At 65.8% G+C, this 12527-nt stretch carries 15 protein-coding genes; 3 read left to right on the plus strand and 12 right to left on the minus strand.

Going from position 1 to position 12527, the window contains the following annotated elements:
• Positions 1-7: 7 nt before the first annotated feature.
• Together MHN84_RS25125 and MHN84_RS25130 are read right to left on the minus strand one after the other, a co-directional pair.
• On the minus strand, positions 8-319 hold the full coding sequence (locus MHN84_RS25125) for a hypothetical protein (protein WP_241207236.1): 312 nt from the start codon (positions 317-319) through the stop codon (positions 8-10).
• A gap of 11 nt (positions 320-330) precedes the next feature.
• Positions 331-954, minus strand: a complete 624-nt coding sequence (locus tag MHN84_RS25130) for a flavodoxin family protein (protein ID WP_241207237.1) — start codon at positions 952-954, stop codon at positions 331-333.
• Positions 955-1134: 180 nt separating this feature from the next.
• Between MHN84_RS25130 and MHN84_RS25135 the strand changes: the two genes are divergently transcribed.
• Positions 1135-1317 carry a hypothetical protein gene (locus MHN84_RS25135; RefSeq protein ID WP_241207238.1) on the plus strand — a complete coding sequence of 61 codons (183 nt, stop codon included), beginning with the start codon at positions 1135-1137 and terminating at the stop codon, positions 1315-1317.
• Here MHN84_RS25135 and MHN84_RS25140 read toward each other — a convergent pair.
• From MHN84_RS25140 to MHN84_RS25150, 3 genes are all read right to left on the minus strand, one after another.
• Positions 1314-2135 (minus strand): alpha/beta hydrolase, encoded by an 822-nt coding sequence (locus MHN84_RS25140; protein ID WP_241207301.1) that lies wholly within the window; start codon positions 2133-2135, stop codon positions 1314-1316. The two genes, MHN84_RS25135 and MHN84_RS25140, sit on opposite strands and share 4 nt — an antisense overlap.
• 86 nt (positions 2136-2221) lie before the next feature.
• Positions 2222-2986 carry an SDR family NAD(P)-dependent oxidoreductase gene (locus tag MHN84_RS25145; RefSeq protein WP_374238425.1) on the minus strand — a complete coding sequence of 255 codons (765 nt, stop codon included), beginning with the start codon at positions 2984-2986 and terminating at the stop codon, positions 2222-2224.
• A gap of 5 nt (positions 2987-2991) precedes the next feature.
• Complete coding sequence (locus MHN84_RS25150) at positions 2992-4014, minus strand: alpha/beta fold hydrolase (protein WP_241207240.1); 1023 nt, start codon at positions 4012-4014, stop codon at positions 2992-2994.
• Positions 4015-4097: 83 nt separating this feature from the next.
• Here MHN84_RS25150 and MHN84_RS25155 point away from each other — a divergent pair, with 83 nt between their 5' ends.
• Positions 4098-4997, plus strand: coding sequence for a LysR family transcriptional regulator (locus MHN84_RS25155; RefSeq protein WP_241207241.1), 900 nt, complete (start codon positions 4098-4100; stop codon positions 4995-4997).
• Here the strand turns inward: MHN84_RS25155 and MHN84_RS25160 are convergent.
• From MHN84_RS25160 to MHN84_RS25185, 6 genes are all read right to left on the minus strand, one after another.
• Positions 4983-5240 (minus strand): Rho termination factor N-terminal domain-containing protein, encoded by a 258-nt coding sequence (locus MHN84_RS25160; protein WP_241207242.1) that lies wholly within the window; start codon positions 5238-5240, stop codon positions 4983-4985. The genes MHN84_RS25155 and MHN84_RS25160 overlap by 15 nt on opposite strands.
• Positions 5241-5308: 68 nt before the next feature.
• Positions 5309-6331 (minus strand): DNA topoisomerase IB, encoded by a 1023-nt coding sequence (locus MHN84_RS25165; protein ID WP_241207243.1) that lies wholly within the window; start codon positions 6329-6331, stop codon positions 5309-5311.
• Positions 6332-6379: 48 nt separating this feature from the next.
• A complete protein-coding gene (locus tag MHN84_RS25170; RefSeq protein ID WP_241207244.1) occupies positions 6380-7561 on the minus strand; it encodes a zinc-dependent alcohol dehydrogenase in 1182 nt (393 codons plus the stop codon).
• Between the two features lie 39 nt (positions 7562-7600).
• Positions 7601-8026, minus strand: a complete 426-nt coding sequence (locus MHN84_RS25175) for an acyl-CoA thioesterase (protein ID WP_241207245.1) — start codon at positions 8024-8026, stop codon at positions 7601-7603.
• A complete protein-coding gene (locus MHN84_RS25180) occupies positions 8016-8771 on the minus strand; it encodes an SDR family NAD(P)-dependent oxidoreductase (RefSeq protein ID WP_241207246.1) in 756 nt (251 codons plus the stop codon). The genes MHN84_RS25175 and MHN84_RS25180 overlap by 11 nt, the downstream gene beginning before the upstream one ends.
• 71 nt (positions 8772-8842) lie before the next feature.
• Positions 8843-9847, minus strand: coding sequence for an SDR family NAD(P)-dependent oxidoreductase (locus MHN84_RS25185; protein ID WP_241207247.1), 1005 nt, complete (start codon positions 9845-9847; stop codon positions 8843-8845).
• Here MHN84_RS25185 and MHN84_RS25190 point away from each other — a divergent pair.
• Complete coding sequence (locus MHN84_RS25190; protein ID WP_241207248.1) at positions 9831-11741, plus strand: NAD(P)/FAD-dependent oxidoreductase; 1911 nt, start codon at positions 9831-9833, stop codon at positions 11739-11741. The two genes, MHN84_RS25185 and MHN84_RS25190, sit on opposite strands and share 17 nt — an antisense overlap.
• A 69-nt stretch (positions 11742-11810) precedes the next feature.
• Here the strand turns inward: MHN84_RS25190 and MHN84_RS25195 are convergent, their stop codons facing one another.
• Complete coding sequence (locus tag MHN84_RS25195) at positions 11811-12482, minus strand: response regulator transcription factor (RefSeq protein ID WP_241207249.1); 672 nt, start codon at positions 12480-12482, stop codon at positions 11811-11813.
• Positions 12483-12527: the final 45 nt, after the last annotated feature.

Here is a 12527-nt window from a genome sequence, read left to right on the forward strand (position 1 = left end):
TCGGCCCTCAGCTCGTGGGTGGCTCGTAGGGCACTTCGGGGTGTTCGCGATGCCATTCCACCTTGTTCTCGACCACCTTGCGGTGGCGCAACGCGAGCCACGCGAACCCTGCGGCGGCGAACAGCACGGCCACGATGATCGCGACGACGCCCGTGGTGCGCGATCCGTTGGCGAACGAGAACAACGCGACCACCATCGACAACACCCCGAGGCCGATACCGATCAGGCCCACTGCGTTCTTGCCGGCCTTCATTGTTTCGCCGGCGTGCTGACGGTAGGTGCGGGCGTGGTCGATGGGATCTCTCGATGTATCCGGCATCTTCACTCCTCTCACTCGACGGGTGGGTACTGGGAGTGCCGCAGTACCCGGGCGAGGTGCGCGGCATTGCGCGCGACCATCGCGTTGGTCGACGCGGTGGCCTTCGGCACCTCGTCCAGCTCTTTGTAGTCGGTCGAATTCATCGCGGGGCCGTTCCAGTACGTCGACCCCTGTGCAGGGATGGTGTAGCCGATGTCATTGAGCGCCTGGAACATATCGGCGACGATCTTGTGCGCACCATCCTCGTTGCCGACGACGGCAACCGTGGCGACCTTGCCGAACATCGCGGGCCGCCCCTGCTCGTCGGTGTTCGACAACTCGGCGTCCAGTCGCTCGAGCACCCGTTGGGCCACCGACGACGGATGGCCTACCCACGTCGGTGTGCTCAGCAGCAGGATGTCTGCTGCGAGCAATTTGTCGCGGATCTGGGGCCACTGGTCGCTGTCGCCCATATCCGCTTCGGTGCCGGGGGCGATGTTGTAGTCCACACACCGAACGGATTCACACAGCACATCTTCGGACCGCAGCGACTCGAAGACGTGCTCGACGATCAGTGCACTGCTGGACTCGGCGGGGCTCGGTTTCAGGCTGCACACCAGCGCGATGGCGCGCAGCGAAGAATCAGTTTCAGCCATGCTGAGGCGATACCCGAGGGCCTACCCGCCAAACGAACGACGACCACCGGTCACAAGTCAGTCATCGATTCGCCGCGACACCAGTTCATCGCCCTCGAAGGTGACACGACCCACCAAACGCCGCCGGGTTTGGTTTCGGGCCGTCGGGGCATGCCGTGCGGACCCGATCAGGAGGCATCGATGAGCAATCCGGAATCCGAAAAGGCCGAGTCCGACGTCGAGCCCGACGCCAAAGTGGCCGGCTCGCGTGCGAGTGAGGGCGACGACGATCAGGCAGAGGGCCCGTACGTCGGGCGGGCAGGGTCCGACGACGACATCGACACCCAGGAGTCCGGCGCAGAGGCGCGTGCGCAGCAGGACTAGCGCGACCCGTTGCCGACGACGTGTGCGGCGATCTGCGCGTAGACCCGCTCGGTCACGGACGCGGCGTCGCTCATGATGTTGTAACCGTGGTCCGCGCCGGCCACCTCGATGTAGTCGACGAGTGACCCCGCGGCAGCCAGCCGGTCGGCATACCACCGGGCCTCGTCGCGCAACCGGTCGTACTCCGCGGTGACGACCACCGCGGGCGCGATGCCATCGATGTCGTCGGCGTTGGCGCCCCATGCGGGTGAGACCAACCTGTCGCGGCGGCGCAGCCTGTCCGGGACGTAGGCGTTGTCGAACACCTGTCCCATCCACGGTTTCATCACCGCGCGTGCCCCCAGAGCTGACGGCTTGTCACGCACCGCGGTCACCAGATCCAGTGGCGGATAGTGCAACACCTGCAGTCCGATCGTCGGACCGCCGTTCTCGAAAGCCTGGCGGGCAGCTGCGGCCGCGAGATTGCCGCCCGCACTCTGACCGCCTACCGACAAACGCTCGCCATCCCACTCCCGCGCCGCGTCGGCGGCCCAGCAGACCACATCGTAGATCTGTTCTGCTGCAACGGGGAAACGATGTCGCGGAGCGAGGAGGTAGTCGGTGTTGACGACGACCACGCCGGCGGAGTCGGCCAGGAACCGGCACCACGGATCGTCCTGGTCGCGATGTCCTACGACGAAACCACCTCCGTGGATGTTGACGTAGACCGGCGGGCGACGCACCCGCGGGTCCGGCCGGTACGCGGTGGCCTCCACAGGGCCGTGCCGGGTCGGAATGCTGATCAGCGACGTATGTCCTGGGATTCCGGGGAACCGCACCGCCGGCTTCGGAACGGGGTTGACCGCTGCCGCGAACAGGCGTGCCAGCGGATCGGTGACGACGTGGTGCACGAGGATTCCTTGTCTCAGGCTGCAGCGAATCCGCCGTCGACGCTCAGGATGGCGCCGTGGACGTTGGTGGCGTGCGGGCCCGCGAGGAACACCACCGCCGAGGCGACTTCGTCGATGGCGCTCATCCGGTGCGACGGTACGCGGGCCAGCACCGGATTGACCGCCTCACCGAAATCCGCCATGCGTTCGGTGGCGATGGGCCCGGGTGCGACCGCGTTGACCCGCACACCCGACGGCCCGTATTCAGCTGCCCATGATTTGGTCAGCAGGTGCACACTGGCTTTCGTCGCACCGTAGAGCGCCGAGCCCGATGCGCCGAACAGTGCGCTGATCGAGCCGATGTTGACGATGGCACCCTCGCCACGTTCGACCATCGCCGGCGCGATGAGCCCGGTCAGCAGGAACAGAGCGGTGACGTTAACGGCGAAGGCGTCGCTGATCTCGGCGGCGGTGACGTCCGCTGTCGGAGCCGGAAAGACAAGGGTGGCCACGTTGTTGACGAGGATGTCGAGCGTTCCGCCGACCGCTTCAGTGGCTCGTGACGCGACGTCGGCGGCTGCCCGCGCGGGTTTCGAGAAGTCGGCTTCGACGAAAGATGCCTTACCGCCCGACGATTCGATCCTCGCGACAACGTCCTCCCCACGGCTGCGGGTGCGTCCGGTGATCACGACGTGCGCGCCGGCGTCGGCCAACGCCGTCGCGATGCCTGCGCCGAGTCCTGACGTCGAGCCGGTCACCAGAGCGGTGCGGCCGGCCAACGGGGTTGATGTGGTCATGATCGTCCTCACTGTCGGGTCACGTCGGCGATTGCTGACGCGAAGTCGCGGGGCGCCTCCTGCGGCACGTTGTGTCCGATTCCGTCGAGGACGCGGTGCTGATGGCGGCCGGTGTAGAGCGCACGGTAGGCGGCGCCGTCCTTTGCAGGACCGTCGAAGTCGGACGCGATGGTGATGGTCGGAACGGTGATGGCCGGTCTGTCGGCCAACCGCCGCTCGTCGTCCTCGTACCGGGCTTCTCCCTCGGCCAGGCTGAGGCGCCACCGGTAGTTGTGGATCACGACGTCGGTGTGATCCGGATTGGTGAATGCGGCCGCCGACAGGTCGTAGGTGGCGTCGTCGAACTTCCACAGCGGGGAGGCGTTACGCCAGATGAGCTTGTTGAAATCGGCTGTGTTGCTGCGGTATCCGCGCTCACCGCGGTCGGTGGCGAAGTAGTACTGATACCACCAGCCGTACTCGGCCTGCGGGGCGAGGGGCGCCAGATTGGCCTCTCGGTTCACGACGATGTAGCCGCTGACGGCAACGAGCCCCGTGCAGCGCTGTGGCCACAGTGCGGCGACGACGTTGGCGGTCCGACCACCCCAGTCGTAGCCGCCGAGAATCGCCTCGCGGATGTCCAGCGCATCCATCAGCGTGATGACGTCGTGCGCCAGTGCGGCCTGCTGTCCGTTGCGAACTGTGCCGGTCGAACGGAAGCGGGTGCTGCCGAAGCCGCGCAGATACGGCACGATGACTCGGAACCCCTGCCCGGCCAGGATCGCGGTCACGTCGGCATAGCTGTGGATGTCGTAGGGCCACCCGTGCAGCAGGATGACGGGCTGACCGTCGCGGGGCCCGGCCTCGACGTAGCCGACGTCGAGATCGCCCGCGATGATCTGTCGGACCGGTCCGAGCTCGTGGCTGGGTGCGGGCGGTGCGGGTGACGGAACCGCGGCCGCCGGAGTGGACGAACACGCGGCCAGCGTCGCCGCCCCGGCTGCAGCCGTCATCAGCAAGCCGAACCGCCGCCTGCTCACGCCATCGCTCATGAATCCATGACAGCGGACGGTAGCGATCAATGCCAACGATTGATTTTGATGATTGTCATCAATGAAACAGATACGTTGGTGTGATGGAGTTCCGTCAGCTCGAACACTTCCTCGCCGTCGCCGGGGAGATGAGCTTCACGCGCGCCGCCGAACGTGCACACGTCGTGCAATCCGCGCTGTCGACGTCGGTGGGCAAGCTCGAACGTGAGCTGGGGGTCACGTTGTTCGACCGCTCTCGCCAGCAGATCGACCTCACCCCTGCCGGAGAACGGTTCCGCCACCACGCGCACGATGTCCTACGCGCCGGACGGGCCGCCGTCGACTCCGTCGCCGAATTTCGCGGCACCTTGATGGGGACGGTGGAATTCGGTTCGCTGATCGCGTTCGGCCCCCTTGACGTCGCGTCAGCCCTGGGCGGCTTTCACCGCGAACACCCCCACGTCCGACTTCGGTTGCGGCTGAGCCAGACCGGGGCGTCGTCATACCTCGCCGCACTACTCGAAGGCTCACTGGACCTCGCACTCGTTTCCGTGCCGGACCGCTTCCCCGCCCCGCTGACGCTGCAGAAGCTGTTCGATGATCCGCTGGTCTTCGTCTGTCGCGTCGATCATCACCTCGCCGGACGGCAACAGGTGTCGATCGCCGAACTGGACGACGAAGATCTGATCGGATTTCCCCCGGGCTTCGGACTTCGCCGCCTGGTCGACGATGCGTTTCATGCCGCCGGCCGCCGGGCACGCACGCTGTACGAAGTGCCGGCCGGGTTTCATGCGGTTGCCGATCTGGTCGGCAGCGGCCTGGGCACAGCATTCGCACCCCAGTCGGAAGCCGCCCGCTTCACCGCGTTGCGCGCGATCGAACTCGCCGAACCAGTGCTGTGGACGGTCTATCTCGCCACGCCGGGCGCCGAGCGCATGACACCCCCCGCGGCGCGTCTCGCGCAGACGCTGCAGGACGCAGCGGCGGAGTCAGTGGCTTCGTAACTTCGAGATCAGTTTGTCCTTGGTCAGTCGCGAATATCCGCTCAGGCCGAGTTCTCTGGCTCGTTCCTTGAGCTCGTCGACCTTCCAATCGTCGTACGAGCCCGAGCGGCCGCCTTTCCTGCCGACCGCCGAAGCACCCCGCGCCGCGGCCGCGTTGGCGATCCGCGCGGATTTCTCTTTCGAGTTCCCCTCGGCTCGCAGATCTTCGTACATCTTCTCGTTCTTGATCGATGAGTTCGGCATCGAAACCAACCTCCCTGAACGGTCGACAATGCCCGTAGGTTTTCCGCGCGGGAGGTTTGCCAAACACGTCACCGGCCTTTGGCAACCCGCCGAATCAATTGGCGGGTGGCCTTCTCGAGGAGCTCCTGAGCCTTTTCCGGCTCCTCGATCTTGTCAGCCCGCTTGGTCGCCGCGGCGATGGTCAGCCCGTTCTCGTAACCGGTGACCACTCGCGGGTCGACGTACGAGGCGCGGGCGACCGCCGGCGTATTGCCCAGTTCGCTCGATACCTCCTTCATGACCGCCGACGTCTCCCGCTTGATCGCGGTCTTCGACGTCGGCGGCTTCGCGTCGGCGAATGCTGCGGCAGCCAGCACGGTGCCATGCCAGGTGCGCAGATCTTTGACGGTGAATTCGTCGCCGACGATCTCCTTGAACCGGGTGTTGAGATCGTCGGCCTTCACATCGACCCAGCCGCTGTTCCCGCTGCGGCACACCAGGAGTCGCTCGGTGCGTTCGGTGCGCCGCATGAGGGAACGGACTGCCCGCACCACCTCGGGATCGTCGATCTCGACGGTGCGCTGCACCCCACTCTTGGCCGGATAGTCGAACTCGACCGCGTTCTTCTTCAGCGTCACATGCTCACACAGCAGAGTGGCCAGTCCGTAGTGCTCGTGCTCCTCGGCCGACTGCTCACCGCCGGCGCGGAAATAGCCCCTGTCGAGCAGCTGCAGCGCCAGCCCGAGCACGCGGTCACGAGTGAGCCCGCGACCGGCCAGATCTCGCGCGATGCGAGATCGCCACTCCGGCAACCGCGTGGAGAGCTCGAGCACCCGGTCGAACTTCTCCTCGGCCCGCTCTTGCTGCCACCGTTCGTGATAGAGGTATTGGCGCCGGCCCGCGGCGTCGGTGCCGACCGCCTGGATGTGACCGTTCGGCCGCGGACTGATCCACACGTTCTTCCACGCCGGCGGGATCACCAGATCCTTGATCCGCTGCGCCGTGTCGGGGTCTGCCAACAGCTCACCGTCGGGCCCGTAGTAGGCGAAACCCTTGCCGCGCCGCTTGCGGACGATCCCCGGCGTGTCCAGTTTGCTTCGTGCCAGCCGCATCGTGATGTGCCCCTTGTTACCAACCCAACGTCAGCCGGGGATACCCGCTCAGGGTTGCAGGATCACCTTGACCGCGCCGTCCTCCTTCTTCTGGAAGATGTCGTACGCGTGCGGCGCCTGATCGAGCGGCAGGACGTGGGTGGCGAACGAGTCGACGCCCAACGGGTCGTCATCGGTCAACAACGGCATGATGTCGTCGACCCACTTCTTCACGTTGGCCTGCCCCATCCGCAGCTGGATCTGCTTGTCGAACAGCGTCAGCATCGGCATCGGATCGGCCGCGCCGCCGTAGACACCACTCAGCGAGATCGTGCCGCCCCGGCGTACGCAGTCGATCGCCGAGTACAGCGCGCCCAGCCGGTCCACTCCCGCCTTCTGCATGAAGGGTTTCGCGACGAAATCCGGGAGGAACGCGGCCGCGGTCTGTGCGGCCTGCGCAACCGGTGAGCCATGTGCCTCCATCCCGACGGCGTCGATCACCGAGTCGGTGCCCCGCCCGTCGGTCAGCTCACGCACTGCGTCACCGACCGAGCCGCTGAGCCCCATCATGTCGATGGTCTCGATACCCCGCGCACTCGCCCGGGCGAGACGCTCCGGAACTCGGTCGACGGCGATCACCCGATAGCCGAGGTGGCTGGCGATGCGGGCCGCCATGTCGCCGATCGGTCCCAACCCCAGCACGGTCACCGATCCGCCGTCGGGAATGCCCGCGTACGCGACGCCCTGCCACGCCGTGGGCAGCACGTCCGACAGATAGACGAATCGCGAATCCGGCGGTCCCTCCGGCACTTTGATGTGGGTGAACTGGGCCTGCGGGATGCGCAGGTACTCGGCCTGACCGCCGGGCACCTCGCCGTAGAGTTCGGAGTATCCGAACAGCGCCGCCCCCATCCCCTGGTCGCGAACCTGCGTCGTCTCGCACTGCGTGTAGAGCTGCTCGTCGCACATGAAGCAGCTGCCGCAGGAGATCTGGAACGGCACCACGATGCGATCGCCGACCGCGAGGTTCGTCACGCCCGCACCCACGTCGCGCACGACGCCCATCGCCTCGTGCCCGAGGATGTCACCGGCGTTCATGAACGCGCCGAGCACCTCGTAGAGGTGCAGGTCCGAGCCGCAGATGTTCGTGGACGTCACCTCGATGATCGCGTCCGTCGGGTCCTGTATGCGGGGGTCTTCCACGGTGTCGACGCGCACATCGCGCCGGCCGTGCCATGTCACTGCCTTCATGACGCCTGCCGTACCCGAGCCGGTGCGGTTGAAACGCGCTCAGCCAGGTACGCGACCGGTCGCGCCGGCGAGCGACTCGAGGATCGATCTCAACGTCGGCGGGATCTCGTGGGGGATGCCGACGGCGTCGACGGCGACGAGAACGACTGACCCCCGACAGAACGTCCCACCGTCGCGGTCGAGTACTCGGAACTCCAGCACATAAGACGTCCGCCCGATCCTGGCGCACCAGTGTTCGACCACGACCACATCGTGGCCGGCGTGGATCGGCGCCAGGTACTCGATGGCCTGCTGCCTGATCACTTGCCCCGGACTCTCGGGTAAACCGGCCCGTTTCCACAGCGCGATGCGCGCCGACTCAACGATCTGCAGCACCGACGAATTGTTGACGTGGCCCTGCCGATCGACGTCGCCGTAACGGAGCGGGATGGTTGCTCGCAGAACCGTCGACTGCTCAAAGGTCACCGATGACCCCGAAACCGTCTGCGGTCCAGCCACCGTCGCTCACGACGACCTGCCCGGTGATGTTCCGCGACACATCCGATGCCAGGAACAACGCGAGATTTGCGACGTCTTCCGCCGTGCCCAGACGTCCGATCGGGGTGCGGCGGCGCACCGCCTCGATGTCGAGGCGGGACTGGGCGACCAGGGCCGCTACCAGTTCCGTGCCGATGTATCCGGGGCCGATCGCGTTGACCCTGATGCCGCGGTCGGCCCACTCGACGGCGAGAACCTTGGTCAACGCGACGACGCCGGCCTTGGTGGCGCAGTAGGCGGCCCGGTCGGGGGCGGCGGTCACCCCGAACATGGACGCGATGTTGACGATCGCTCCACGCCGCTGGCGAGCCATCGCCCGACCCGCGGCCTGTGCGCAGACGAACGTGCCCGTCAGGTTGACATCCACGGCGCGCTGCCAATGCTCGACGCCCAGCTCGAGGCTGGGCGAGTTGGCGGCGATTCCCGCGTTGTTGACGAGCACATCGAGCGAACCCGTGGCCGAGACGAAGCGGTCGAAGGCGTCCCCAACACCGTCGACGTCACTGACCGACACCGGCGCCACGTCGACGACGACGTCGGGGCAGCGTGCGGCAATCAGCTCCCTGGCCTCGAGCAACGCCGTGTTGTCCACGTCCACCAGCTGCACGTGCATTCCGGACCGCGCCATCGCGAGCGCGATCGCGAGACCGATCCCCCGTCCAGAGCCGGTCACTGCCCCGCAGCGACCGCGAAGATCCGGGTATATCGGCCGCGCCGCGCCGTGCGTTTCTCGCACTGTCGAGGTCATCGTGCGGTCAACCCACCATCGACGACCAGTACGTGCCCTGTCACATAATCCGATGCCCGCGATGCGAGGAACACGGCCGCGCCGGCGAACTCCTCCGGTTGGGCCCAGCGGCCCATCGGCACCTGCTTGCGGATGTAGTTCGCCGCAGCGTCATTCGTCGTCAGATCAGGCAGCATCGCCGTCTGAGCAAAACCGGGAGCTATCGCGTTGACTTGCACACCCGAGCGCGCCCATTCCAGCGCGACCGCACGGGTGACACCGATCAACCCGTGCTTGGCCGCCACGTAAGCACTGTCGTTTCGGATGCCGACCAGCCCGAGGATCGAGGCGATGTTGATGACTTTGCCGCCGCCATCTCGCAGGTATGGCGACGCGGCGCGGGTCATCAACCAGCAGGAGCGAAGGTTGAGATCGAGCACCCGGTCCCACACCGCCGGATCGGTGTCCTCGATCGTCGACTCGTGATCGTCGGCGGCGTTGTTCACCAGGATGTCCAGTCCGCCCAGCGATTCCGCGGCCTGCGCCACGCACGAGTCGATGCCCTCGGCCGAGCGCAGATCGATCGAAGCGGAGTCGAACGACCCCGATGCTCCCGACGCTAACTCGGCGGTTTCTGCGAGTCCCTGCTCGGAGCGTGCGGCACCGAAGACGTGGGCGCCGTTCTGCGCCAGGGCCAATGCAATCGCACGGCCGATTCCGCGGCTAGCTCCGGTGACAAGTGCCCGTCGACCGGTGAGGTCGAACAGAGAGGATGCCGGCGCACTCAGTTCTTGTGTCGTCATGGGCATCAGCGTCACCGAAGAACGTTGCGTCGAATGCGGGTCACAACCAAAAACCGCCCGAATGGGTGGGGCGCCAAACGGATCCATAGCCAGGTCCCCCCAATCGGGCGGAGTTTCGACCATGCATGTGAGCTCGGTCGCAATTCCTTCGCATCCTGATGCCCTCAGTTGATTCGTTTCCGAGCAATGAAAGTCAGGACTGATGAGCGAAGTGACCATGAACCGAGATGTCGACCGCGATACGAGTGGCAGCCTCGCCGACCGGGCGATCGAGGCAGCCGATCCCAACATCCTGCGTCTGGCCCTGTTGCACGCCACAGGTGATCAGTCGCTGGCCGGGATGCGGACCGAATTGGTCGAGAGCGGCCTGTTCCCGGCCCGCGCTCTGGCCCCCGAGCATCACGACGAGGTCAGAGCAAAGGCGCGCGCCTTCCTGCAATCCGGTGCGCCTGCCGCGACACCGGCGCAAGACGACATCCGCGAGCTGATGAGCGTCGCCAAGGGCGCCGAGCTGACCGACGAGGAATTTCGGTTCGGCTACGAGGAATTGGCGCTGGAGGACTTTCCGCGCGAGATCGAGTGGACCGCGAAGCCGGACGCCTCGGTGCTAGACACCCTCCATGTCACCGTTATCGGCGCAGGGTTCTCCGGCATCGCGATGGCGGTGCAGCTGGGTCGTCTCGGCATCCCCTACACGCTGGTGGAACGCCAAACCGGTGTCGGGGGTGTGTGGTTGACCAATTCGTACCCGGGCGCCCGCGTCGACGTGCCCAGCTTCAACTACCAGTACAAGTTCGAGAAAGGCTATCCGTGGAAGTCGCTGTTCCCCCAGCGCCAGGAGACTCTCGATTACCTGACCCACGTGGCGACCAAGTACGACGTGCTGTCCCACTGCCAGTTCGAAACGCAGGTCGAGCGTGCCGAATGGAATGAGGAGGACAGCACCTGGGCCGTGACGGTCACCGATCGGTCCGGCCTGCAGCGCAGCTGGCGCACCAACTTCATCGTCTGTGCCGCAGGGCTTTTCTCCACGCCGCTGGAAGCCGATTTCGAGGGCAAAGAACGTTTCTCGGGGCGCATCGTGCACACCACGAACTGGGATCACGGCTTCGACTGCACGGGCAAGAAGGTCGCGATCATCGGTAACGGATCATCAGGTGCCCAACTCGCTCCGAGCATCGTCGGCGACGTCGAATCGCTGACCCTGTTCCAGCGGACGCCGCACTGGGTGATGCCGATGCCGGGTTACCTCGATCAGTGGTCGGAGGAAGTCCAGTGGTTGTTCGAGAACTTCCCCTACTACTGGAACTGGTTCAGCTACACGTCTTTCCTGGCGATCCTCAACCTGGAGGAACTGCAGGACTACGACCCCGAGTGGCAGGCCCGCGGCGGAAAGATCAACGAGCTCAACGACAACCTCAAGCTCAAGCTGCTGGACTACATCGACGAACAGGTCGGCGATCGACCCGATCTGAAGTCCAAGGTGATCCCGAAGGTCGCCCCGCTCGGCCGTCGGTTCGTCATCGACATGGGTTGGTACGACACCCTCAAGCGCGACAACGTCGAACTCGTCACCGATCACATCGAGCGATTCGACGAGAAGGGCATCGTCACCGTCGACGGCACCTCGCGCGAATTCGACCTGGTGGTTCTCGCCACCGGATTCCAGGTGTCGAAGTACTTCTTCCCGATCACGTTCGTGGGTCGCGACTCGACCACGCTCGACGAGCTGTGGGAAAACGACGGTGCGCGCGCGTTTCTCAGCATGACGTTCCCGGGCATGCCCAACATGTTCGCGATGTACGGGCCGTCCGGCCAGGCACGCACCGGCGGCTTCCCCATGTGGACCGAGATCTGGACGCGCTACATCCTCGAAGGGATCGTCGGTCTGGTCGAGGGTGGGAACTCGTCGGTGGAGGTGCGCCAGGAGGCATTCGACGCCTACAACGAAGAGGTCGACGAAGCCGACGCCAAGGTGCTCTGGCAGCAGGAGGGCAAGGGCAGCTACTACCTCAATGAGTACGGCCGCAACGAACTCAACTGCCCCTTCCACGTTCAGGACGCGTTCCTGGCGATGGAGCGATTCGACTTCGACGACTACCACGTGAAGTGACAACGAGGCCGGGCGCCGTGGAATTTACGGCGCCCGGCCTCGATGTTCTCGATGTGTCTGGCGCGCAGACTAACCCGCGGTGAGTGGCGGCGCGGAACGGTTCCACAGCAGAAGTCCGAGCTGCTGGGCGCGGCTGGCCGCCTCGGCACGATTGCGGACGTCGAGCTTGCGATACAGCGCGCTGGTGTACTGCTTGACGGTGTGCGCTGAAAGATTCAGGATGGCCGCGGTTTCCCGGTTGCTGAGTCCGGCCGCCACGTGGTGCAGCACATCGAGTTCACGCTTGGACAGGTGCAGAGTCGCCGGAGTGGTCGTGCGCGGAAGCAGCCGCTCACCCTCGGCGACGCGCTTCATCGCGGCCAGAACCGCACCCCGCGGCATCTGCTTCGACAACACCGCGACCGCCCCCAGCGAGGCCGCGAGGGCAGCCGGCACTCGCCCGCCGGACATCACCGCCACCTTGATGTGGGGTGTGTTCTCCTTGAGCCAGTGACACAGATCGGGGCCCGCGGTCGCGCCCAGCGTGGCACTGATCAACACGATGTGGGGTTGCCTGCGCCGGATCACGTGCATCGCGACATCGGCGTTGCCGGCGACGAAGCAGGCCGCCACCCAGGGTGCCTCCAGGAAGACCGACCGCAGCCCGGCCTGCATGAGTTCGTTCTCGTCGACCACGAGGATGCGTTGCGGCTGACACTCGGTTTCCGGCTCGACAGCGACGGCGGCAGAACTGATGGTCATCGGTGGTTCCCCTTGCGCGACGGTGTGGTGATGGCGGTTGCCATG

It is taken from the genome of Mycobacterium sp. PSTR-4-N, from assembly GCF_022348085.1.
In the GTDB taxonomy this organism is placed as follows: Bacteria; Actinomycetota; Actinomycetes; order Mycobacteriales; family Mycobacteriaceae; genus Mycobacterium.